General features: G+C 68.6%; 22 protein-coding genes. 5 read left to right on the top strand and 17 right to left on the bottom strand.

Annotated elements, in window-relative coordinates:
* Positions 1-81 precede the first annotated feature (81 nt).
* The 7 genes from FND50_RS03955 to ssd are packed head-to-tail and all read right to left on the bottom strand — an operon-like array spanning position 82 to position 4,759.
* Positions 82-438 carry an Rv3654c family TadE-like protein gene (locus tag FND50_RS03955; RefSeq protein ID WP_144284818.1) on the bottom strand — a complete coding sequence of 119 codons (357 nt, stop codon included), beginning with the start codon at positions 436-438 and terminating at the stop codon, positions 82-84.
* Positions 435-809: a TadE family type IV pilus minor pilin gene (locus FND50_RS03950; RefSeq protein WP_144284817.1), complete on the bottom strand. Its 375-nt coding sequence runs from the start codon at positions 807-809 to the stop codon at positions 435-437. The genes FND50_RS03955 and FND50_RS03950 overlap by 4 nt, the downstream gene beginning before the upstream one ends.
* Positions 809-1,045 (bottom strand): DUF4244 domain-containing protein, encoded by a 237-nt coding sequence (locus FND50_RS03945; RefSeq protein WP_144284816.1) that lies wholly within the window; start codon positions 1,043-1,045, stop codon positions 809-811. The genes FND50_RS03950 and FND50_RS03945 overlap by 1 nt, the downstream gene beginning before the upstream one ends.
* Before the next feature lie 57 nt (positions 1,046-1,102).
* Positions 1,103-1,690, bottom strand: a complete 588-nt coding sequence (locus FND50_RS03940; RefSeq protein ID WP_007298524.1) for a type II secretion system F family protein — start codon at positions 1,688-1,690, stop codon at positions 1,103-1,105.
* Positions 1,687-2,478: a type II secretion system F family protein gene (locus FND50_RS03935; protein WP_260850893.1), complete on the bottom strand. Its 792-nt coding sequence runs from the start codon at positions 2,476-2,478 to the stop codon at positions 1,687-1,689. Before FND50_RS03935 ends, FND50_RS03940 begins: the two co-directional genes overlap by 4 nt.
* Complete coding sequence (locus FND50_RS03930; RefSeq protein ID WP_144284814.1) at positions 2,475-3,677, bottom strand: TadA family conjugal transfer-associated ATPase; 1,203 nt, start codon at positions 3,675-3,677, stop codon at positions 2,475-2,477. The genes FND50_RS03935 and FND50_RS03930 overlap by 4 nt, the downstream gene beginning before the upstream one ends.
* Entirely contained in the window at positions 3,674-4,759 is a 1,086-nt protein-coding gene (gene ssd, locus FND50_RS03925; RefSeq protein WP_144284813.1) for a septum site-determining protein Ssd, read from the bottom strand. The genes FND50_RS03930 and ssd overlap by 4 nt, the downstream gene beginning before the upstream one ends.
* 380 nt (positions 4,760-5,139) lie before the next feature.
* Here ssd and FND50_RS03915 point away from each other — a divergent pair, with 380 nt between their 5' ends.
* On the top strand, positions 5,140-5,976 hold the full coding sequence (locus FND50_RS03915; RefSeq protein ID WP_144284811.1) for an HAD-IB family hydrolase: 837 nt from the start codon (positions 5,140-5,142) through the stop codon (positions 5,974-5,976).
* A 413-nt stretch (positions 5,977-6,389) separates the two neighbouring features.
* On the opposite strand, the gene FND50_RS03910 is transcribed toward FND50_RS03915, so the two are convergent.
* The 5 genes from FND50_RS03910 to FND50_RS03890 all read right to left on the bottom strand — a co-directional run bounded on the left by FND50_RS03910 (position 6,390) and on the right by FND50_RS03890 (position 12,546).
* A complete protein-coding gene (locus FND50_RS03910) occupies positions 6,390-7,139 on the bottom strand; it encodes a hypothetical protein (protein ID WP_005256119.1) in 750 nt (249 codons plus the stop codon).
* 31 nt (positions 7,140-7,170) lie between these two features.
* Entirely contained in the window at positions 7,171-8,916 is a 1,746-nt protein-coding gene (locus FND50_RS03905; protein WP_144284810.1) for an ABC transporter ATP-binding protein, read from the bottom strand.
* The gene (locus FND50_RS03900) at positions 8,913-9,887 is read right to left on the bottom strand and encodes an ABC transporter permease (RefSeq protein ID WP_043787389.1); all 975 of its coding nucleotides are present in this window, start codon (positions 9,885-9,887) and stop codon (positions 8,913-8,915) included. Before FND50_RS03900 ends, FND50_RS03905 begins: the two co-directional genes overlap by 4 nt.
* Positions 9,880-10,806, bottom strand: a complete 927-nt coding sequence (locus FND50_RS03895; protein WP_005248477.1) for an ABC transporter permease — start codon at positions 10,804-10,806, stop codon at positions 9,880-9,882. The genes FND50_RS03900 and FND50_RS03895 overlap by 8 nt, the downstream gene beginning before the upstream one ends.
* A 123-nt stretch (positions 10,807-10,929) precedes the next feature.
* Complete coding sequence (locus FND50_RS03890; protein ID WP_144284809.1) at positions 10,930-12,546, bottom strand: ABC transporter substrate-binding protein; 1,617 nt, start codon at positions 12,544-12,546, stop codon at positions 10,930-10,932.
* A gap of 316 nt (positions 12,547-12,862) precedes the next feature.
* On the opposite strand from FND50_RS03890, the gene acs reads away from it, so the two are divergent.
* Positions 12,863-14,827, top strand: coding sequence for an acetate--CoA ligase (gene acs, locus FND50_RS03885; RefSeq protein WP_144284808.1), 1,965 nt, complete (start codon positions 12,863-12,865; stop codon positions 14,825-14,827).
* A gap of 51 nt (positions 14,828-14,878) precedes the next feature.
* On the opposite strand, the gene FND50_RS03880 is transcribed toward acs, so the two are convergent.
* Together FND50_RS03880 and FND50_RS03875 are read right to left on the bottom strand one after the other, a co-directional pair.
* Positions 14,879-16,696 (bottom strand): adenylate/guanylate cyclase domain-containing protein, encoded by a 1,818-nt coding sequence (locus FND50_RS03880; protein ID WP_144284807.1) that lies wholly within the window; start codon positions 16,694-16,696, stop codon positions 14,879-14,881.
* Positions 16,697-16,763: 67 nt separating this feature from the next.
* Positions 16,764-18,149: an MFS transporter gene (locus FND50_RS03875; protein ID WP_144284806.1), complete on the bottom strand. Its 1,386-nt coding sequence runs from the start codon at positions 18,147-18,149 to the stop codon at positions 16,764-16,766.
* Positions 18,150-18,325: 176 nt separating this feature from the next.
* Here FND50_RS03875 and nhaA point away from each other — a divergent pair, with 176 nt between their 5' ends.
* Genes nhaA through FND50_RS03860 form a run of 3 tightly spaced genes read left to right on the top strand, consistent with a single transcriptional unit; the run spans position 18,326 to position 21,030 of the window.
* Positions 18,326-19,561 carry a Na+/H+ antiporter NhaA gene (nhaA, locus tag FND50_RS03870; RefSeq protein WP_005561768.1) on the top strand — a complete coding sequence of 412 codons (1,236 nt, stop codon included), beginning with the start codon at positions 18,326-18,328 and terminating at the stop codon, positions 19,559-19,561.
* A complete protein-coding gene (locus tag FND50_RS03865) occupies positions 19,558-20,082 on the top strand; it encodes a phage holin family protein (protein ID WP_005248483.1) in 525 nt (174 codons plus the stop codon). The genes nhaA and FND50_RS03865 overlap by 4 nt, the downstream gene beginning before the upstream one ends.
* 9 nt (positions 20,083-20,091) lie before the next feature.
* Entirely contained in the window at positions 20,092-21,030 is a 939-nt protein-coding gene (locus FND50_RS03860; RefSeq protein ID WP_054245904.1) for an alpha/beta fold hydrolase, read from the top strand.
* A gap of 7 nt (positions 21,031-21,037) precedes the next feature.
* On the opposite strand, the gene marP is transcribed toward FND50_RS03860, so the two are convergent.
* Genes marP through FND50_RS03845 form a run of 3 tightly spaced genes read right to left on the bottom strand, consistent with a single transcriptional unit; the run spans position 21,038 to position 23,645 of the window.
* On the bottom strand, positions 21,038-22,228 hold the full coding sequence (marP, locus tag FND50_RS03855; RefSeq protein WP_144284805.1) for an acid resistance serine protease MarP: 1,191 nt from the start codon (positions 22,226-22,228) through the stop codon (positions 21,038-21,040).
* A complete protein-coding gene (locus tag FND50_RS03850) occupies positions 22,225-22,986 on the bottom strand; it encodes a CoA pyrophosphatase (RefSeq protein ID WP_144284804.1) in 762 nt (253 codons plus the stop codon). Before FND50_RS03850 ends, marP begins: the two co-directional genes overlap by 4 nt.
* The gene (locus tag FND50_RS03845; RefSeq protein WP_144284803.1) at positions 22,983-23,645 is read right to left on the bottom strand and encodes a TlpA disulfide reductase family protein; all 663 of its coding nucleotides are present in this window, start codon (positions 23,643-23,645) and stop codon (positions 22,983-22,985) included. Before FND50_RS03845 ends, FND50_RS03850 begins: the two co-directional genes overlap by 4 nt.
* Between the last annotated feature and the right edge of the window lie 6 nt (positions 23,646-23,651).

Here is a 23,651-nt window from a genome sequence, read left to right as displayed (position 1 = left end):
ATTCCGAATCTGGTCATAATTGCGGAAACCTCCCACACGCTGGCGTGATGCGCGTCACCGGCCCGCCTACTCGCTTCGACGTCACTCCGCGGGACCTGCCCTCGCCACGGCGCGGGCATCCCGGACACCCCGCGAGGACAGAAGCACCGGTGCGGTGACCGCGACCTCGACGTCCCAGTCGTCGACCTCACAGGACACGACTTCGGTACGCATGCGCCCCGCGACTTCCCGGGCCGCGGCACACGCCGCGTCGGTGCCGCGGTCCAGCCCGACGGCCGCGGCGAGGGCGGCCAGATCTGCGGCGGACTGCGCCCGGTGCCGCACCGACACCGCCGAACCGACGTGCACCAGCATCGCCGTGACCACTACCAGCGCCGCGAGCGCACAGCACGCCGTCACGGTCGCGGACCCGCGGTCGTCGGTGGCCCCCGAACTCACCGCCCTCCTCCGCTCCACCCGGGCACCGTGGGTTCGAGAGCCGCCACCGCCTCCGCGGAGATGTTCACGAGCGGAAGGAGTGGACTGCGTGCCCGCACGGTCGCGACGACGAACTCCCCCTCGGTCCGGACCGACACGTCGGCGCCGTCGGGTGCCACTCTCGCCGCCGTGGAGATCGCCGACTCGCGATCTCCACGGGCAGCGAGCCGTGCTGCCTCGCGGGCCGAGTCGACACACCGGACGTGCAGTGTCGCCGCGGTGATCGCGCCGACACACAGCACGACCACCGCCACGATCGATGCGATTGCGATGGCAGCCTCGACCGTCACGCCGCCGGCCTCCGACCGGCGCAGGTTCTCGACAGCACTCATCACACCGCGGTGTTCAGCGCTTTGTCGATGATGTTCGTCAACGCCGTCACGATGCTGTCGCCGGTGACGACCGAATACAGCACGGCGCCGAAGGCCGCGGCCGCGATGGTGCCGATGGCGTACTCCGCCGTCGACATACCGTCCTCGTCCGTCGCGAGCAGCGTCAGGCGAGCCGTCAGAGCCCGACCTTCCGCCAACGCCCGAACTCCCGCCAGCGCCCGGATTCCGTGTTCCATGGTGTTCCCCCTTCAGAGTGTCCGGCGCAGCGGTTCTGCGCCGGAAGTGTCGATGTGTCACAACAGCCCGCCGTCCAGCACCCGCGAGGCCAGCCCGACGACGACCGGGATGATGCCGAGACAGAGGAATGCCGGAAGAAAGCACAGCCCGAGAGGACCGCTGATGAGCACGCCCGCGCGTTCGGCCGACGCCGCCGCCAGGTGTTCGACCTGGACTCGGCCGTCGGCGGCGAGTTCCGTCATGGAACCGGCGAGCGACGATCCCGATGCGGCCGACCGGCGCGCCATGCGGGCAAGGGATTCGGTGGCGGGGTCCGACGCCGCCGCCTCCCATGCGGTCGCCGCATCCGCCCCCAGCGACAGCAGGTCCGCGGCGCGGCGAAGCGATTCCGACAACGGCGCGGGCGCCGACCGCGACACGGCCTGCGCCGCGGTCGCGACGGGCAGTCCGGCGCGCAGGCACGCTGCCAGCAGGTCGAAGGCCGCGGCGATCGCGAGCGGGTCCTCGCGGCGCGCGCCCTCGTCCACCGCGGACGCCGCATCACCCGGGCCGACGCCGTCGGCGCGCAGTCGCTGCACCGGCGATCTGGGTGCGGGTAGCACCAGCACGGCGCAGGCGAGGAGAAGTACCGCACACCAGATCATCCCGTCACCCGTCCGGTGATCCGGTCGGTCCACAACAGGCCCGCGCACACCAGCCCCGCACCGATCAGCAACAGGATGCCACCCACACCGCCGCCGAACAGCACCGTCAGAGGGGCCGCCCCCATCATCTGACCGAGACCGACACCCAGGAGCGGCAGCCCGGCCAGTACGGTCGCCGTCGCCCTCGCCCCGGCCAGCGACGCCTCCGTTCGCTGACGGAAGCGACTGCGTCCCAACAGGTCCGTCCGTGCCGCTTCGAGCAGTTCCGCCAGCGCGAGACCGTGCGCGTCGGCCACCGCCCAGATATCGGCGATCCGCCCCAACTCGGTACCGACACGGGAATCCGCGATCCGGAACCCGTCGGCGGCCGATCCTCCGAGCCGCGAGCGCGCCGACGCGGCCCGGAATGCCGCCGACACACTGCCTGCCGCTTCGTCGGCCGCCGTCTGGCATGCGGCAGCCGGATGGGCGCCCACCCGAAGTTCCGCCGTCACCACCTCGAGACTCGACAGTACGACACCCAGATCGGCGTCCTTCGCTTTCGCCGCACTGCGTCGCACCGATCTGAAACGCACTGTTGCACAGACGATCGTCGCGGCGAGGACCGCCCACAGTCCGCCCAGTTCGTACACGATCGGGATACCGGCGAGCGCCGCCGGAACCACCCAGGGCAGACGCAACCGGCGGCGCGGACCTTCCCTGCCCGTGACCGCGAGCAACCGCGGCCGCGACCTCGCGGACGGCACAGTCAGCACTGCGCAGGCGAGCACCACCAGACCGGCGATCACGACGGCACCTCCGTCCCCGAATCCTCCGCTCCACGACGAGAACACAAGCGGTGGAGCCGGTCCACCGCCGGACCCTCACCCGTGTCGTGGTTCCAGGCGGGCACGATCGTGACGTGCCCGTACTCGTCGCGAGTGACGACACCGATCTGCGTCAGCCGCCGCGCCCCGCTCGAAGCCCGGTGGACGTGCAGAACCACCTGGACCGCGGCGGCCAGCTGGCTGTGCAACGCCGAGCGGTCCATTCCACCCAGTGCCGCAAGCGCTTCGAGCCGCGCCGGAACCTCCTCGGGCGAGTTGGCATGCACCGTCCCGGCACCGCCGTCGTGACCCGTGTTGAGCGCCGTCAGCAGGTCGACGACCTCGGCGCCGCGAACCTCGCCGACGACGATCCGATCGGGGCGCATCCGCAGGGATTGACGGACGAGGTCCCGGACCGTCACCTCACCCACGCCCTCCACGTTGGGTGCCCGAGCCACGAGCCGGACCACGTGCGGGTGCGTCGGCGCCAGTTCCGCGGCGTCCTCCACGCACACGATCCGTTCCGCCGGGTCCACCGCACCCAGCAACGCGGCCAGCAGCGTGGTCTTGCCTGCGCCGGTACCGCCCGTGACCAGGAAGGCGAGCCGCGCGTGCACGATCGTCACCAGCAGGTCGTGGGCCGCCTCCGCCACGGCACCGCTCGCGACGAGCGCCCCGAGCCCCTGGGTCGCCGGGCGCAGCACCCGCAGCGACAGGCAGGTTCCGCCCTGAGCCACGGGAGCGAGGACGGCATGCAGCCGCACACCGAACGAGCCGTTTCCGACGTCCCGCAGCCTTCCGTCGACCCACGGCTGAGCGTCGTCGAGGCGGCGTCCGGCAGACAGCGCGAGACGTTGCGCGAGCCTGCGCACCGCCGCCTCGTCGGTGAACCGGACAGCCGCGCGTTCGAGGCCGCGGCCTCGGTCGACCCACACGCGGTCGGGCGCGGTGACGAGCACGTCCGCGACTCCGGGTTCCGTCAGCAACGACTCGAGCGGGCCGGCGCCGGTGAGTTCGGTCATGAGCACCCGCAGCGCCCCGAGCAGGTCGGTGTCGCCGAGCACGCCACCGGACTCGGTGCGGATGGCAGCGGCGACCGTGGCCGGTGTCGGCTCGCCGGACGTGTGCGCGAGACGTTCGCGCACACGGTCGAGGAGGTCGGGGGTGACGAGGGAACTCATGCCGCCCACTCCCGCGACCGCGGTCTGCTGCCGACCGTGTCGAGGACCGCCTCGGCCGCGGCGCCCAGCGGGGAGCGCCGGCCCGGCCTGAGGCCGCCGTGTTCGAGCATTCCGGTGAGCGCGCGCTCGGCGCGCATCGACGCGATCAGCGGCAGGTCGAGAACCTCCGCCACGTCGGCGCCGCGGAGCCCACCGGGTGCCGGGCCGCGAACCACGAGTCCCTGGTTGGGGTTCCTCTCGGTGATCCACTGCGACACCTTTCCCGCGGCGATGCAGGCCCGGACGGTGGCGGGCACGACGAGGACCACCAGATCGGCGAGTTCGAGGACGGTCTCCGTGGCCGGGCCGGGGAACCGGGACACGTCGCACACGACCAGATCGCCCGCATGGCGGCCGGCGTCGGTGACCGCACGGACCGCGGCCGCTGTCGGGCCGGCACCGTGCCCCGTCCTGCTGCAGGCGAGCACCCGCAGCCACTCGCCACAAGCGGGGAGTGCATCCCTCAGCGCGCCCGAGGAGATCCGGCCACCCTCGATCGACAGACCCGACCACCGCAGTCCGGGCACGTCCTCGATGCCCAGCAGGACGTCGAGTCCGGAGCCCCACGAGTCGGTGTCGAGCAGAAGCGTGGGCCGCGGTCGCGACGCCGCGGCGAGGGCTGTCGCCGCGGCCAGCGTGGAGGCACCCGCCCCGCCACATCCGCCGACGACAGCGACGACGGTGCCGTCCGCCTCGGGACGCTGAGGTTGTTCGCCGAGCACCGCGACCAGCGCCGACTCGTCCTCGGGCACCGCGAGCACGTGTTCCGCACCGACCGCGGTCGCGATCCGCCACTCGTCGATGCCCGGCGGCCCGTCGCACAGCAGCACCACACGGCGCCGGCGTGGGAGCCGGTTACGGCACGCGGCGGCTGCGCGTGCGTCGAGCACGACGATCGGGGCACTCCCCCAGACGTGCCGGGCGTCGGCGACGTCGACCTCGTTCAGTGCCCGGTCGGCCGCTGCCGCCACGCGCCTGATGCTGTGCAACAGCGCCGGGTCGTCGACCAGAACCAGCACTTCACCCCCGCCTTCTGCGTCCATGCAGCGAGCGTGCCCGCTGCCGGCGACCGCCGGAAGGGGCTCGGCTCGAACTGTGGACAACTTCGGCCCTGTGGATAAAAACTGGTACTACCGCACCAATTTTTGTCCGATTCGAGAGAGGCGGCGCACACTTGCCGCAGACAGAGGACGACCCTCGCCAGGGGGGGAGGAGGCGAGGGTCGTCAGTGTTCAGCCCCGGGGGGTCGGGCTGAACATCGCCCGGATCAAATCCGGACATCAGCAATACTACACCTCCCCCGATCAGTATTTGCAAGTTCAACTGTTGAACGTTCCGTCGTGTCGATAGTGCCGAAAGACCCTTCCTCAGGCCGTTCATACGAACCCCCACCCGACCCGAAGTCCGCATATCCTTGGGAATTGTGACCGTGAAGCCACAGAGCAGTGCCAAGACAGGTCGACACACCGAGACAGGTCGGGTTGCCGCATTCTTCGACCTCGACAAGACGATCATCGCGAAATCCAGCACCCTCGCGTTCAGCAGACCGTTCTTCGACCAGGGCCTGATCAACCGCCGATCGGTCCTCAAGAGCAGTTACGCGCAGTTCCTGTTCCTGCTGTCGGGCGCGGACCACGATCAGATGGAGCGGATGCGCGCCTACCTCACGAGCATGTGCGCGGGCTGGAACGTGGACCAGGTCCGGTCCGTGGTCGCCGAAACCCTCCACGACATCGTGGACCCCCTGGTGTTCGCCGAGGCCGCCGACCTCATCGCAGACCACAAGCTGCGCGGCCACGACGTCATCGTGGTCTCGGCGTCGGGCGAGGAGGTGGTGGCGCCGATCGCCGAAGCACTCGGGGCCACGCGCAGCACTGCCACCCGCATGGCGGTCGCGGACGGGCTCTACACGGGCGAGGTGGAGTTCTACTGCTACGGCGAAGGCAAAGTGGACGCGATGCGGCAACTGGCCGACGAATACCACTACGACCTGTCGGCATGCTACGCCTACTCCGACTCCGTGACCGATCTCCCGATGCTGACCGCGGTCGGCCACCCGACTGCGGTCAACCCGGACCGGGCGTTGCGGAAGGCCGCGGCCGGAAACGGTTGGCCCATATTGACTTTCTCGAATCCAGTCTCCCTCCGGGCACGCCTCCAGGCGCCGTCCGCCACCACCGTCGCGACCACGGCGGCGGTGAGCGTCGGGGCCCTGGTCGCGGGCGCATTCACGTATGGAGTGTTGCGCCGCAAGCGCTGACCGCCGCAACCCGCGACACGGTCACAAACCGAATTTGATACTTGCTGTGAGGGGGGTCACGGGGTACAAAGGAGTTACGGAAGAACGGAAGGCCAAGGTCGACCCAGAAGAGAAGGATCGATCTCCCGACCAGGATTCCCAGCACGGGCACTAGGTACCCACGCGAAGCATAAGCCACTATAAGGGCAGAAGCGTTGTGGGCCTGCGAGACTCGAGTCTTCACCGGCAAGGACCCTGCACAGGTTGCAAGGACGACCCGACGATATTCGGACTCTCGCCGAGGCCACCCACACAACCCACATTGCACGCTTGGTAACCGGTTGTCCGTGCTAACGGGCGGCGAAGTCGACAGCAGTCGGCAGCGCCGCCCGTTTCACATGTTCGGGAACTTCTTGTAGCGCAAGATATTTCGGCTAACTCGCTGCGGCCTCCGCGATCGACGTGGCCTCCCGCGCTCCGGCCTCCAGAGCGCCGCAGCAGAGGACGACCCAACTGCCGACACCCTCCGGCTCGCCCGACGCGAACGCGGCAGCCCCGTTGCGGTACGCCTGCTGCCGCCGCAACCAGCTGACCTCCGGGACCCCGAGGTTGTGCGGATCGAGCCCGCTCGCCACGGAAACCAGACGTGACGCGGCGCGCGCGACGATACCGTCGCCGACTCCGAACGGCTTCAGCGTCAACAATTCCCCGTGCACCACGGCCGCCAGTACCGGCGCGGGCGCAGCCGTTCCCCCCGTCACGAGCTGGGCGAGACCGTCGAGCCGCTCCGCGACGCCGGACCCGGCACGCGGCCTGCCGAGCGATTCCTGATCCTCCACGAGATCGGCCGCGGCCAGCAGATGCAGCCGCGCGAGCGCTTGCAGGGGTGCCCGCTGCCAGGTGGACTGCAGAAGGGTGAGGGCGTCACCGTCGAGGGCCTGCCCGACCCGCAGCGCCCCCGACAGAATCGGGTCGCCGGCCTCGCCGGGCGCGGGTAACTCGGTGCTGCCGCCGTCCAGCGACGCCGAGGCGCGGGCCGCCCGGACCGCCGCCTCGGCCGCCGTGGTCGGCCAGCCGCGCCGGTTGGTCTTGTGACGGTGAACCGCACCGAGCGCGTCGCGCGCACGGTCCGCGGCTTCACGGACGCCGGGAAGGTCGACGAGGGGCTGCAACGGGTCGCTCACATACCGGAACGCTACCCGGCGCGGTCCCGCGTCAGGCGCCGAGCCGGATCGATCCGCCGGGAATCGCATCCAGCAGCTTCCGCGTGTACTCCTCCCGCGGGGACGTGAAGACCTCGTCCGTGGTCGCTTTCTCCACGATCGCGCCGGTGGACATGACGAGCACGTCGTCGGCGATCTGCCGCACCACCGCCAGGTCGTGGGTGATGAACAGGTACGTCAACCCCAGCTCTGCCTGCAGGTCGTTCAGCAGGGTCAGGATCTGATCCTGGACCAGCACGTCGAGCGCCGACACCGCCTCGTCGCACACCACCATCTCCGGCTGCAGCGCCAGCGCCCGGGCGATCGCCACCCGCTGCCGCTGGCCACCGGACAGCTCGTTCGGGAACCTCCGCATCACCGAAGCCGGCAGCGCCACCTTGTCCAGCAGGTCGCGTACCCGCGCTTCCCGCTCCACCTTCGTCCCCACCTTGTGGGTGCGCAGAGGCTCCTCGACGGTGCGGAAGATCGAGTACATCGGGTCGAGCGTGCCGTACGGATTCTGGAAGATCGGCTGCACCCGGCGACGGAACGCGAGCGTCTCCCGGCGGTCCAGCGTCGCGACGTCCTTGCCGTCGAAAACGACATTCCCCGACGTCGGCGCGAGAAGCCCGAGGACCATCTGCGCGACCGTCGACTTACCCGACCCCGACTCGCCGACGATGGCCGTGGTCGTCCCGCGGCGGACCGCGAACGAAACGTCGTCGACGGCGGTGAAGTCGGTGGACTTCCGCAGCCCGTGCCGGAGCTTGAACATCTTGGTCAGCCCGGTGGCCACGACCACGTCGTCGGTGGCCTTGCCGAACTCGACGCCGATCTCGCCGTGCTGTTCGGCCTCGCCGACCACCTCCAGGGCGTGCTCCCGGACGTCCGCCCGGGCCAGCGAAGAACTCCGGCGTTGCGACGCCAGCGACGGCGCCGCCGCCACCAACTTCCGGGTGTACGGGTGGCGCGGCCGCTGCAGGATCTCCAATGCCGGCCCGGCCTCGACCACCCGCCCCTTGCTCATGACGATCAGGTGCTCGGCCCGCTCGGCGGCCAGGCCGAGGTCGTGGGTGATGAGCAGGACCGCGGTGCCCAGCTCGTTGGTGAGACCGTCGAGATGGTCGAGGATCTGGCGTTGGACCGTGACATCGAGGGCCGACGTCGGCTCGTCCGCGATCAGCAGTTGCGGGCGGGCCGACAGCCCGATTGCGATGAGGGCGCGCTGGCGCATGCCGCCGGAGAACTCGTGCGGATACTGGCCCAGGCGGTCCTCGGCGTCGGCGAGTCCGGCCTCCTCGAGCAGCTCGGCAGCACGCGCCTTCGCGGCCTTGCCCTTCTCGATCCCGTTGGCTTCCAACGCCTCCTCGATCTGGAAGCCGACCTTCCACACCGGGTTGAGGTTGGACATCGGGTCCTGCGGGACGAGCCCGATCTTCTGACCGCGCAGCGCGACGAACTCGCGCTCGGACGCCTCCGCGAGGTCCTGCCCCTCGAACAGGATCTGACCGCCGGTCACCTTGCCGGTCCCGGGCAGCAGGTTGATGATCGCGTGCGCGGTCGTGGACTTACCCGAACCGGACTCACCGACGATCGCCACCGTCTGCCCCGGATACACCGTGAGGCTGACACCGCGCACCGCGGGCACGAGCCCGGAATGCGACTGGAACGACACCTCCAGGTCCCGGATCTCGAGCAACGGCACCTCGTCGGCCGAATTCTGCAGTCCGGCCGATTCGTTCGTGGGCACCGCGCTCACCTCTTCCGGGCCTTGGGATCGAGCGCGTCCCGCAGAGCGTCGCCCATCATGATGAAACCGAGCACCGTGATCGCCAGCGCGGTTGCCGGGTAGAACAGGATCGGTGACCCCTGACGCAGCGTGACCTGGGCCGTGCTGATGTCTCCGCCCCACGAGATCTCGGTGGACGGCAGCCCGATGCCCAGGAACGACAGCGTCGCCTCGGCCACGATGTAGGTGCCGAGCGAGATGGTCGCGATCACGATGATCGGGGCGAGGGAGTTCGGCAGCACGTGCCGGACGAGGGTGCGCACGTTCGACACACCGAGCGCCCGCGACGCCATCACGTAGTCGTTGTTCTTCGCCGAGATCACCGCGCCACGAGCAATTCTCGCCATCTGAGGCCACCCGAACAGCGCCAGGACGACGATCAGCGTCCAGATGGTGCGGTCGGCGAACAGCTGCATCAGGACGATCGCGGCGAGGATGAGCGGGATGCCGAAGAAGATATCGGCGATCCGGGACAGCAGCGAGTCGGCCCAGCCGCCGTAGAACCCGGCGACCGCACCGAACACCACGCCCACGACGAGCACGATCGACGTGACACCGACACCCACCAGCACCGACGCCCGGGCCCCGTAGATCGTGCGGGAGTAGATGTCGCAGCCCTGCTTGTCGAATCCGAACCAGTGCCCCGCCGACGGACCCTGCATGCTGAACGCGAGATCGCAGAACCTGGGGTCGGTGCCGGTGAACAGACCAGGGAAGCCTGCCACGGCAATCACCACGACGATGATCACCGTGGCGACCAGGAACAGCGGACGTTTGCGGAGGTCCCGCCACGCATCCGACCACATGCTCGTCGGCGGCTGGTCGATGTGGACGGCGTCGGTCTCCCCCGGCGCCGCCACTTCTTCGGGTGCCACGAAATGCGCCTGACGGGTCTTCCGGTCGCCCGTCCGAGGCGACTCGTTCTCCACTTTCTCAGACATAGCGAATCCTCGGGTCGAGCGCGGCGTACAGGAGGTCGACGAGCAGGTTGGCGAGCAGATAGATGACGATCAGCACCGTCACGAAGGACACCACCGTCGGCGCCTCACCCCGGGTGACCGCCTGATAGATCGTGCCGCCGACACCGTTGATGTTGAAGATGCCCTCCGTGACGATCGCGCCGCCCATCAGGGTCGCGAGGTCGGCGCCGAGGAACGTGACCACCGGGATCAGCGAATTCCGCAGCACGTGCACCTGCACCACGCGGCGCCGCGAAAGACCCTTGGCCGTCGCGGTTCTCACGTAGTCGGCGGTGAGGTTCTCGGCGACCGACGTCCGGGTGAGCCGGAGAACGTACGCGAACGACACCGACCCGAGGACGAACGCGGGCAGCAGAAGATTCTTGAAACTGGTGTTGCCCCCGACCGTCGGCGGCACCAACCCCCATTTCACGCCGACGAAGAATTGGGCCAGGAAGCCGATGACGAAGATCGGGATCGCGATGATCACCAGGCTCACGAGGAGGACGGAACTGTCGAAGATGCCGCCCTTGCGGAGTCCGGCCCACAGGCCGAAGCCGATTCCGAAGATCCCCTCGATGGCGAGCGCCATCAGGGACAACTTGATGGTGATCGGGAATGCCTGCGCCAGAACCTCACTGACGGGGCGGCCGGAGAAGGACGTACCGAAGTCGAGGGTGAAGATGCCCTTCAGATACAGGAGGTACTGCGTCAGGAACGGCTCGTCGAGGTGGTATCGCTCACGGAGTTGGGCCGCCACCGCGGGGCTGAGTGCCTTGTCGCCGGCCAGCGCGGCAATCGGGTCTCCGGGCAGCAGGAACACCATCGCGTAGATCAGGAACGTGGCCCCGAGGAACACCGGGATCATCTGGAGCAAACGGCGACCGACGTACCAGAGCATCGGATCACCTCCTATTCGTCGGGAGCAGTGACGTCAGGAATCCGTAGCCTCGGCTCGTACTCCCGAGCGGGGCCGCGAACTGACAGCTCGCGGCCCCACCCGTCTCGAAGAATCTCCGGTGCGTCAGTTCTTCTCGATGTCGGAGTACATCGGGATGCCCTTCCAGTCGATGACCACGTTCGACACGTTCTCCGACCAGCCGCTGGCGGCGTTGCGGTACCACGTCGGGACGGCAGGCAGGTCACGCAAGAGCACTTCCTGCGCCTGGTTCAGCAGTTGCTGGGCCTTGTCGGGATCGACCTCACCCGCGGAGGCACGCAGAAGCCGGTCGAACTCGGGGTTCGAGTAGTCGCCGTCGTTGGAGCTGCCGCCGGTCTGGTAGTTCTGCGCGAGGAAGCCGTACTGCTGCGGGTAGTCACCCTGCCACCCCGAACGGAACGCGCTGGGGATGGTGCGGTTGGTGGCCTCGGTGCGAATCTGCGCGAACGTGGGGTACTCCTTGCCCTTCGCGTCGATACCGAGGGTGTTGCGGATGTTGTTGGCGGTGGCGTCGACCCATTCCTTGTGGCCGCCGTCGCCGTTGTACGCGATCTCGAAACTGCCCGACCACGGGGCGATGGCGTCGGCCTGGGCCCACAGCCGCTTCGCCGTCTCCGGGTCGTACTTCAGGTTGCCGTTGCCGACGAGCGAATCCGACCAGCCCTCGATGGCGGGGCTGGTGAAGTCGAGCGCGGGGGTGCGGGTGTTGTTGTAGATCTGCTGGGTGATCTGGTCGCGGTTGATCGCCATCGAAATGGCCTGGCGGCGCAGCGTGCCCTCCTCACCGCTGAAGTGCGGCAGCCGGCCCGGGATCGTGAACGTCTCGATGGTCGCGGACGGCTGGTTCACGGTGCGGCCCGGCAGGTCGGTCTCGAACGTCGTGACCGCGCTCGGCGGCACCTGGTCGAGAACGTCGACGTTGCCCGCGAGCAGATCCGTGTACGCCGTGTCGAGGCTGTTGTACATGACGAAGTCGACGCCGGCGTTCTTCGGCTTACGGTTGCCGTTGTAGTCGGGGTTCACGACGGTGTCGATCCGGACGTTGTGCTGCCACGCTCCGGGGCCGGACATCATGTACGGACCGTTGCCGACGGGATTCTCACCGAACGCCGCCATGTCCTGGTACGCGACCGCAGGCAACGGGTAGTACGCGGCGAACCCGAGGCGGTCCGGGAAGGCCGACTCGGGCTGTTTCAGTTCGATAGTGAACGTGGAGTCGTCGACCACTTTCAGTCCCGACATGGTCTGCACCGTCGGGTTCTCTGCAGCCACCTCGTCGTAGCCCTGGATCGGGTCGAAGAAGGACGCCTGAATCTGCGCATTCGTGGACAGCGCGCCGTAATTCCAGGCGTCGACGAACGAGGCCGCCGTGACCGGCGTGCCGTCGGTGAACGTCCAGCCGTCCTTCAGCTTCACGGTGAAGTTCTTGCCGTCCGTCGTCTCGATCGACTCGGCGACCTCGTTGTTCACCCCGCCGTCGGCGTCGTAGGAAACGAGGCCCGCGAACAGTGAGTCGACGACGCGGCCGCCCTGATTCTCGCTGGTATTGGTGGGAATCAACGGATTCTGCGGTTCACTTGCCCAGGCGTTGACGATTCCGCTACCACCCCCGCTCGTCGAATCACCGGACGAGCAGGCGGACAGCATCCCTGCTGCCAGGCCGACCGCCACAACGGCGGTTGCCACACGTGTGATGCGCAAAGCGTTCCTCCCAGATCTGCGTGGTTCCGGGCAGCGGCTCCGGGCGCAGCCCGAATGATGGGATGACGATAAGTCAAGGTTTCAATCTGTGTAGCCACGACGGGCGAAACTCGTGCAATCGGCACCTGATCGAAACATCGTCGGCGCAGGGGTCTCCACTCGTCGCACCCGGTCGCCGTCCGTCGCGTCCAGCCGACCGATCGTCGCAGAATATGGGCATGCAACCCTCTGCAACGGTGCGCTCGGGAGACCATGTGACTACCCTCACACGTGCTAGAAGTGCCGAATTCGAGACTGGAAAGAAGGCCGGGCCACAATGACCAGTGCAGCACAGGCGAGCGGAGCGACGGAGAAGTCGGAACATTCTGATTCCGTCCCGCAGGTGTATCCGCCGAGCCCCGAGTTCACCGCAACGGCGAACGCCGGCCCCGAGCTTCAGGCTGCCGCCGACGAAGACCGTCTCGCATTCTGGGCGAAGCAGGCCGAGCGCCTGCACTGGCACGCCCCCTTCTCCGAGGTTCTCGACTGGTCCGACGCGCCCGTCACGAAGTGGTTCGTGAACGGACGGCTCAACGTCGCCTACAACTGCGTCGACCGCCACGTCCTCGCCGGCAACGGCGACCGCGTCGCCATCCACTTCGAAGGCGAACCGGGCGACACCCGCGACCTGACCTATAACGACCTGCTCGCCGAAGTCAGCAAGGCCGCCAACACCTTCACAGACCTCGGACTCGTCGCCGGCGACCGCGTCGCGATCTACATGCCGATGATCCCCGAGGCCATCGTCACCATGCTCGCCTGCGCCCGCCTCGGCCTGACCCACTCGGTGGTGTTCGCCGGCTTCTCCGCCAGCGCCCTGCGCTCGCGCATCGACGACGCCGAAGCCAAGCTCGTCGTCACCGTCGACGGACAGTGGCGCCGCGGCCAGGCCGCACCCCTCAAGCCCGCCGTCGACGAAGCCGTGGACGGCGCCGCATCCGTCAAGAACGTGCTCGTCGTCAAGCGCACCGGCATCGACGTCGACACCACCGAGGGTCGTGACCTGTGGTGGCACGAGACCGTCGAAAAGGCGTCCGACACCCATCAGGCGCAGCCGTTCGACTCCGAGCACCCGCTGTTCATCCTGTACACCTCCGGCACCACCGGAAAGCCCAAGGGCATCATCCACACCTCGGGCGGTTACCTCACCCAGGCGTCGTACACCCACCACAACGTGTTCGACCACAAGGCCGGCGAGGACGTGTACTGGTGCACCGCCGACATCGGCTGGGTCACCGGCCACAGCTACATCGTCTACGGGCCACTCTCGAACGGTGTCACCCAGGTGGTCTACGAGGGCACCCCGAACTCCCCCGACGAGCACCGCCACTTCCAGATCATCGAGAAGTACGGCGTCAGCATCTACTACACCGCACCCACCCTGGTGCGCACCTTCATGAAGTGGGGCAGGGACATTCCCGACGCCCACGACCTGTCCTCGATCCGGCTCCTCGGCTCGGTGGGCGAACCGATCAACCCCGAGGCCTGGAAGTGGTTCCGCGAGGTGATCGGCGGGAACACGGCCCCGATCGTCGACACCTGGTGGCAGACCGAGACCGGCGCCATCATGATCTCCCCGCTTCCCGGGATCACCGCCACCAAGCCCGGATCCGCGATGGCACCGCTGCCCGGCATCTCCGCGAAGATCGTCGACGACGACGCCAACGAACTCGGCGCCGGCGGCTCCGGCTACCTCGTGCTCGACAAGCCGTGGCCGGCGATGCTCCGCGGCATCTGGGGCGACATGGACCGCTACCGCGAAACCTACTGGTCCCGCTACCCCGAGCAGGGCTGGTACTTCGCCGGCGACGGCGCCAAGTACGACGAGGACGGCGCCCTGTGGGTGCTCGGCCGCGTGGACGACGTCATGAACGTCTCCGGGCACCGCATCTCCACCTCCGAGGTCGAATCCGCCCTCGTCGGGCACCACGGTGTCGCCGAGGCCGCCGTCGTCGGCGCCGCCGACGACACCACCGGCCAGGGCATCGTCGCGTTCGTCATCCTCCGCGAAGGTGTGGAGAACACCGGCGACACCCTCATCGCCGAACTCAAGGCCGAAGTATCCCGGGAGATCAGCCCGATCGCCAAGCCCCGCCAGATCACGATCGTCCCCGAACTCCCGAAGACCAGGTCCGGCAAGATCATGCGACGCCTGCTCAAGGACATCGCCGAAGGCCGCGACCTCGGCGACACCTCCACGCTCGTCGACCCCAAGGTCTTCGACGCGATCCGCGGCAAGTAGGGCGATCCGCGCCCCGTGAGTGGTTGACGAGTCCCTGCACTCCTCAACCACTCACGGGCGGCGAAGCCGCCACAGCGTCTGTTCCTCGCCGATTCCCTTCAGACCGGTCGTGAAAACGTCGCACCGGTAGTCCGATTCCGCCAGCAGCGGTGCCACCTCGGGGTCGTCGTGAACGGCCCGGGACAGGACGATGTCGCCGCCCGCCGCACAACCCTGCACCCGCGCCGCCAGGTTGACGGTCGCGCCGAAGTAGTCGATCCGGCCGTCGTTGTCGATCATCACCGCGGGCCCCTGGTGCAGCCCGACTTTCAACGCCACCGAGTCGTCGCCGCCGAGGTGCCCGCGACGGAAGTCGTCCCAGCCGGACTGCATCGACGCCGCCGCCGACCAGGCCTCCCGCGCGTCCGCGAACGTCGCCATGACCGCGTCGCCCATCTGCTTCACGACGCCGCCGTTCTCGCGCACCACGGCGTCACGCAGGTAGCGGAAATGGCTCTGCACGAACGCGAACGCCCGGACGTCCCCGATGCGCTCGTACAGGGCAGTCGAGCCGCTCAGATCCGTGAACAGCACCGCCAGGTTCGCGATCCCGATCTCGTCGCCGGGCGCTACCCCCTGGTCCGGGAACAGGTCCTGGAAACCGTCGAGCGACGTGACGAGCGCGCCGGTCGCCGCGGCATCCTTCCACCGCTCCCGCTCGACCACCACCAGCGCTTCGCCGGGGAGCCGGTTGTCGACCTCCAGCCGGATCGCTCCGCCGGTGTCGGGTGAACTCCGCACCCGGAGGTCGCCCGGCCCGCACTCGACCCGCAGCGTTCCACCGGCCGGGCCGACCTCGCAGGCCACCGGAGAGCCCACCTGATAGCACCGGAGCCGCAGCCACCCCGGGTCGAGTTCGATCCGCTCGGAACGCTGCTCACCCGGCTCGAGCCGCAGCTGAGCCACCGCCGACGGTGAATTCGCCGGACCACCGATGCAGTACCGGGCCCGTTCCGCCCGGCGAACGGCCGGGTTGACGTCGAAGCGGATCTCCACCGACCGCGCCAGGTCGGTGTCGAAGGCGATGTCGCACGTGTCGCAGTGGACGCGGCTCGCCAACTGTGACATCTGGCCGGCGTCCTCACGGACGGTCCGGCAGACGGGGCACAGCACGCTCCAGCTCAGGTCCAGCAGTCCACAGTCCGCGGCGTGGAGGAAGACGTACAGCAGCTGCATCCGATCGACACCCCAGCGGTCCGCCAGCTCGAACGGCCGCATGCCCGTCACCTCCAGGTCGGAGGCGGTCCGCAGGTGGGATGCCAAGCGCCCGATGAGATTCGGGGCATCGTGCGATCGGGACAGCTGTGCTGTGCGGAGTTCCAGCCGGCCGGCGTCGAGTTGCTCCGGCGGCGGCAGCGCGGGCACGGCGTGCGTCTGCGGGTCGCGAACGTGGAGTTCCAACGCGCGTGCGAGCGCCACCGTTTTCCGTATTCCCGTGCGCGCCAGCAGGGTTCGCGCCACGATCGACCCGAACCAGGTCCGCGGGACGATCCGGGCGAACACCTCGACGTCGGTCTCGTCGGCGACCGGGCGAAGCCGGACACCCGTGGAGACCTCCGCGAGCGGACCGCGAGAGAACCGACGAAGGACCTGGTAGAAGCGGCCCTCGATCCACTCGAACGGGAACTCCTCGTACCGCACCCGCCGCCCGTACGAACGGGTCTCCGCCAAATAGTGCCCCGTGCGCCGCCGGTCCGGCATCGGAGCGAAGTGCACCGGTGACAGATCGATGTTGCGGTTGAGCCGATCGGTATCGGCGAGGAACGACCACAGATCCTGCTTCGGCAGCCGGATCCGGGCCGTCCTGGACAGCAGCACGGCTTTCGCCATGCAAGAACTATAGGCGTAGCCCGTGCGCCTTTCTGGTAGTTGGAACAACCAGAAAGGCGCACGGGGGCTATGCCCCTACGTCGTCGAGGGACTGGTCGCGGGTCTCGCGCATGACGAGCAGCGCCACGAACGTGAGCGCGGCGGCGATCAGCAGGTAGATGCCCACCCAGCCGACGCCGTACGACGTGGCGAGCCAGGTGGCGATGAACGGCGCGACGGCGGCACCGAGGATGCTGGCGGTGTTGTAGGCGATCCCCGAACCCGTGTAGCGCACGTTGGTCGGGAACAACTCGGGCAGAACGGCGCTCATCGGACCGAAGGTCATGCCCATCAACAACATTCCGATGGCCAGGAATACGAGCATGCGGGCGTTGCCCATGCCCTCCTGGTTCAGGATCACGCCGAACGTGAGCCCGAAGACCATGATGAACCCGGTGATGGTGAGCAGCGTGATGCGGCGACCGAAGCGGTCGGCCAGCCACCCCGACACGGGGACGGCGGCCGCGAAGAACAGGACCGCGATCAGCTGGAGGACGAGGAAGTCGGTGTAGTGGAAGCCGGCTCCGGTGCCGCCCTGGGCGGGGGTCTTGCCGGTGCCGTAACTGAGCACCCAGGTGGTCATGATGTAGAAGAGCGTGTACGTGGCGAGCATGACGAACGTGCCGATGATCAGCTGACGCCAACTGGTCTTGAACACCTCGGCCAGCGGGGTCTTCACCTTCTCGCCCCGCGCGACGGCGCGGGCGAACACGGGCGTCTCCTCGAGCTTCAGCCGCACGTACAGGCCGATCATCACCATGATCGCGCTGAGCAGGAACGGGATACGCCAGCCCCACGTGAGGAACGCGCCGTCCAGGTCGGGGCTGCTGTTGTCGTGGGCCAGGAACAGCGTGATGATCAGGAACAGACCGTTGGCGAGGAAGAACCCGATGGGTGCGCCGAGCTGCGGCCACATGGCGGCCCAGGCCCGCTTGCCCTTCTGCGCGGTCTCGGTCGCGAGCAACGCCGCGCCACTCCATTCACCGCCTAGTCCCAGGCCCTGGCAGAACCGCATCAACGCCAGCAGTGCGGGCGCGACGAGGCCGATCTGGTGGTACGTCGGCAGCAGGCCGATCACGAACGTGGCGATACCCATGGTGAGCAGTGAGCCGACGAGCGTCGTCTTGCGTCCGATGCGGTCGCCGAAGTGGCCGAACAGGATCGAGCCGAGCGGCCGGGCGACGAAGGCCAGACCGAACGTGGCGAGGGACGCCAGCAGGGCGGTGGTGCCGTTTCCCTTGGGGAAGAACAGGTGCGGGAACACCGACACGGCCGCGGTGGCATAGATGTAGAAGTCGTAGAACTCGATGGATGTTCCCACCATGCTCGCGACGACGATCCGGCTTCTGGGTACGCCGGCGACGGTGGCCCCGCCGTCCGGTTCTGGCTTCGACGTATCGACGGCACTGCTCACTCGACTTACTCCTGCACGATGCTATTTCAACTATTGGGACGAGCGTCCATTCCTTAGGAATTGAACACCTCGTGTCTTTCGCTTGGCAAATTGGATAGGCTCTTCTCGGTGCGCCGGGAAGTCTGGTCGGCAGAGCATTTGCCGTACCCGGACCACATCGAAAGCGAGCGCCCCCGGTGACTCAGCCCCTCCGCTCCGAACTCTCCCGCTACCTCCGCACCGAGACGGTCGGCGGTTCGATCCTGCTCGTCGCCGCGGCGGTCGCCCTCGTGTGGGCGAACTCCCCCGTCTCGGATTCGTACTTCGCACTGCGCGACTGGCAGATCGGCCCGGAGGCACTCCACCTGAACCTGACGGTCGGGACGTGGGCGCAAGACGGGCTGCTGGCGGTCTTCTTCTTCGTCGCCGGCCTCGAATTGAAGCGGGAAATGGTGGTGGGCGAACTCGCCGACCGCAAACGTGCCCTGCTCCCGATCATCGCGGCCTGCGGCGGTGTGGTCGTGCCCGCGATCATCGCCGCGACGATCGGCGCCGGCACACCCGGCATGGAACGGGGCTGGGCGATCCCGGTCGCCACCGACATCGCGTTCGCACTGGGTGTGCTGGCGCTGACCGGGTCTCGCATCCCGGCCAGCGCCCGGGTCTTCCTGCTCAGCCTGGCCGTCGTCGACGACCTGCTCGCGATCGTGCTCATCGCGGTCCTGTTCACCAGCTCGATCGCCCTGCTGTGGCTGCTGGGCGCCGCCGTGTGCCTGGCCGTCTACGCGTTCGCCCAGCACCGGCGCATCACCACCCCACTGCTCTACGTTCCACTCGCACTGCTCACCTGGTTCTGCATGCACGACGCCGGAATCCACGCCACACTCGCCGGTGTCGCGCTCGGCCTCCTCACCCGGGTCCGGCGCGACCCCGGCGAGAGAGAATCCCCGGGCGCCCGCCTCGAGCACCGCATCCAGCCGCTGTCGGCGGGCGTCTGTGTCCCGCTGTTCGCCCTGTTCGCGTCCGGCGTGGCCCTGAGCAGCGAGCTCCTCGGGCAGTTGTTCACCAACCCGATCTCGCAGTCCGTGATCGCGGGGCTCCTCGTCGGCAAGACCGTCGGCATCTTCGGCATCTCCTGGCTCGCGATCCGCCTGGGTATCGCGAAGAAGCCGCGAGCACTGGGATTCCGGGACATGTTTGCCCTCTCAGTGCTCGGTGCGATCGGGTTCACCGTTAGCCTTCTCGTAGCGGATCTCGCGCTTGCGGGAATCGGTGACGGCAGCGAGGCCGAAATAGCTAAGGTCGCGGTGCTCGTGACATCGTTGACAGCGTCGCTGATCGGATCAGCGTTACTGTGGCGACGCGGTCGGGTCCATGCGGCCCGGAAGGATGACTCGGAAGTGCAAGAGCTACCTGGAGGGGTCGACAAGTGAGCATCACTCACGGCAAGGGAGACAGCCCGCGATACACGGGAGACGGGGTGCCGAACACGGTGTCGTCGATCCCGCTCACGGACGTGGACGCTCAGACACCCGGCGAGGCGAGCCTCGGCACGCTGGTCAAGCATGCGACCGCGCAGGTGTCCACCCTGGTCCGCGCCGAGGTCGAGCTCGCGAAGGCCGAGGTCACCGGTGAGGTCAAGAAGGGCCTGCAGGGCAGCCTGTTCTTCATCCTCGCGTTCACCGTGCTGCTGTTCAGCTCGTTTTTCTTCTTCTTCTTCCTCGCCGAACTCCTCGACGTGTGGATCGCCCGCTGGCTGGCGTTCCTGATCGTCTTCCTGATCATGGTCGTGGTGACGGCGGTCCTCGCGCTGCTCGGTTATCTGCGGGTACGCAAACTCCGCGCACCGGAGAAGACCATCGACTCGCTGAAGCAGGCCAAGACGGTGCTCCCGACGTCGTACTCGGACGCGGAAGCCCATCTCGCGTCGTCCAGCGGACGTCACGCGCGGTAACTCGCTCCTGTGGCACCACCCGATCCGTCTACCGTCCGTTTCGACGGCCCCTGGATTCATCGCGACATCCATGCCAACGGAATCCGCTTCCACACCGTCGAGGTCGGCGCATCCGCCCCGGATGCGCCGCTCGTCGTCCTGCTGCACGGATTCGCGGACTTCTGGTGGTCGTGGCGCCATCAGCTGACCGCGCTGTCCGCGGAGGGGTACCGGGCCGTCGCCGTGGACCTGCGCGGCTACGGCGATTCCGACAAACCGCCGCGCGGCTACGACGGGTGGACGCTGGCCGGCGACATCGCCGGCCTCATCCGGGCGATGGGCTACGGCGAGGCCACCCTCGTCGGGCACGCCGACGGCGGCCTCGTCTGCTGGGCGACGGCCGTCCTCCACGCTCGCCTCGTCCGGTCGATCGCACTGGTCAGCTCGCCGCATCCGGTCGCGCTCAAGCAGGCCGTCCTCCACGACCGCTACCAGCGCAAGGCCCTGCTGCCCTCGTTCGTCTCCTGCCAGGTGCCGTGGCGTCCCGAACGTCGCCTCACCCGCGACAACGGGTCGGAGGTCGAACGGTTGATCCGCGAACGCTCCGGACCCGCCTGGACGGAGAACCCGGAGTTCGACGTCGTGATGTCACGGATGCGCTCGGCGATTCAGATTCCCGGGACCGCGCACTGCACCCTGGAGTATCAGCGGTGGGCGTTCCGCAGCCAGTTCCGCCCGGACGGCAGCCGGTTCATGGCGTCGATGGATCAGACGCTGCGGATCCCGGTCCTGCACCTCCACGGCGACCTCGACCCGTACGTGCTCGCGGACACCGTGCGTCGCAGTCACCGCTTCGCGCCCACCCAGCAGATGCATACGGTCCCCGGTGTCGGCCACTACGCGCACTGGGAAGCCCCGGAGCGGGTCAACGCCGCCCTGCTGGACCTCGTCGCACCCCGCACCGTCTGACCGACGGTCAGAGGATGCACGCGCCGGTGTCCACGGCGACGGACGCCCCGGACGCAGCCTGCAGCTGACGCGACACCTCGGCGGCGGTGAGCACGAACCCGGTGTCGCTGTTGTCGACGGCGGCGCCGAAGACCACCCCGAGCACCCGGCCGTCGCTGTCGACGAGCGGTCCGCCCGAGTTCCCCTGCCGGATGGAACCGCGGACCGTGTACACCTCACGCTGGACCGTTCCCGCCCGGTAGATGTCGGGACCACTGAGGTCCAGGATCTCCCGGATCCGCGCGGCGCTGGCGGTGTACGGCCCGCCGCCCGGGTAGCCGAGCACCAGGGCGTTGTCGCCGGTCCGGGCCGGCTCGGGCGCGAAGTTCAGGACCGGGGCCTCCAGTCCGGGCACCTCGAGCACCGCGACGTCGGCGGACGGGTCGAACAGCACGACCTCGGCGTCCATCGGCCCGTTCGCCGTGTCGACGACGATGCCCGCCGTTCCCGCGACCACGTGGGCGTTGGTCATCACCCGGTCGGGCGCCACGACGAATCCGGATCCCTCGAGCGCCCGCTGACAACTCGGGGCCACACCCCGGATCCGCAGCACGCTCGACTGCAGCGAGGACGCGACGGGGCTCTCCAGGACGCTGGCGTCCGGCGGGTCGACGGTCGTGATGGGGGTACGCCCGAACGGCCCGATGACGTCGGGAAGCCCGGACGTGTCGAGCAGGGCAGTGAACTCGGTGGGCAGTTGCCGCATCCAGGCGGGCGCGATGTTGTCGACAGTTTCGAGGACGCTCGACCCGCGCACCGCCGCCGCCAGCTGAGGCTGGGACGAGGACGTGAGCGGGATCGCCAGCAGCCACGCCGCGACGAACACCGCGACGGCCTGCACGCAGGCGCCGATCACGCTGTCGACGGACCGCGCGACCGGACTGTGCATACTTCCCCGCGCGGCGCGGCCGAGGACCATGCCCGCGACTTCGCCGATGATCACCAGCACCACGATCAAGGCGATACCGACCAGCACGCGGCCGCGGCCCTCGTCCACGTGCACCAGCACGTGTGGGGCGATCAGGATGCCCGCCACCGCACCGAGTACGACCCCGATGAAGGCGAGCACCGACGCCACCGCGCCCTGCCGCCAGCCGGACGTCGCGGCGACGAAGGCGATCAGCACGATCGCCAGGTCGATCCAGTGCGAGCCCGTCACAGCTCGGCCGCCGGCCGGCCGTGACCGTGGGTCAGATGGTCGTCGTCGAGATCGTTGTCGAGTTCGGCGAGGACGGTGTCGAGGTCGCGGATGTCGTGGCGGTCCCACTCCTGTTCCCAGCCGGAGACTGCGAACAGGGCGGCCAGGATGCCGGCCGTGAAACCCCACACGAGCATGCCGTCGACGGCGAACGCGGGACCCTGGTATCCGGCCGGGTGCCGCACCTGGAACCGGTTCCGCGGATCGATCAGGGTGTGCACGGGGACCCGGGCGACACGTTCCGCCTCTGCGGGATCGACCACGCCGACCTCGCTGGGCTTCTCCCAGTACGCGAGGACGGGAGTGACGTCGAAGCCGGACGGCGGGATGAAGATCTCCTCGAGCACGGCGAGCGGGCGGACACCGGACGGGTCGAGTCCCGTCTCCTCCTGGGCCTCCCGCAGCGCGGTAGCGATGGGCCCCTCGTCGCCGGGATCGCTGGCGCCCCCGGGGAACGCCACCTGACCACTGTGCTGACGCATCGTGGACGCACGCTGGGTGAGCAGGATGTCCGCGTCGGCGGGCAGACCTCCCGACATCAGCGGGTCCGCCTCGACGGGGCCGCCGAACAACACGAGCACCGCCGCCTCACGGGTGGTCGCGCCGCGGGGTGCGCGCCGATCGAGGACGGGGTTGATCTTGTGCGGGTCGGCCGGGGTCCGGTGCACGACCCGGCGCAGCCACGGCGGAACGGCGACACCGTCCACGGAGTTCGTCATGCCGCCACCCCCAGGTTCTGTTCGACGGCGTCCGCGATCTCGTCGACGCTGCGGAACGGCTGCGGCAGAACCTTCGCCACCGTGCCATCGGGCCGGATCAGCACCGAGACGGGCAGGACAGGCGGGGCTCCGACCGCGACGCGGACGCGCCCGTCGCCGTCCTGCACACCGGGCAGCGTGACGGAGTAGTCGACGAGCCGGGACAGCGCGCTGGACTCGTTAGGATCGGTGTGCACCGTAAGCACGGTAACCGCGTCACCCGCACGATCCGAAAACTGCTGCATATAGGGCAGCTCCTCGGCGCAGGGTCCGCACCAGTAGGCCCACAGATTCAGCAACGCCGGCTTACCATCGAGCGCGGCGGCCAGATCCACCTGGCTGCCGTCGGCCACGCATTCCAGTGTGATGCCGGACAGCACCGAACCCGGCGAAGGCTCGGACGTGGCCGTCGAGGCCGGGCACGATTCCAGACCCGCCTGCGTCCTCAGTGCCGCGAGCGCGTCGGGATCGGCGCTCACCGCCGTCGGGGTACGGCCACCCGAACCGAACCGGTCCTGGTACGACGGCGCCTCCGCGTCGTCACCCCGCGGCCAGATCGCGACGACGAGAGCCACCACGACCACGAGGGCGGCCAGACTCCACCGCGCTGCGCTAGACACCCGTAT

The organism is Rhodococcus sp. WB9, assembly GCF_007558985.1.
GTDB lineage: Bacteria > Actinomycetota > Actinomycetes > Mycobacteriales > Mycobacteriaceae > Rhodococcus_F > Rhodococcus_F opacus.
This window is presented reverse-complemented; position numbering and strand designations above follow the sequence as displayed.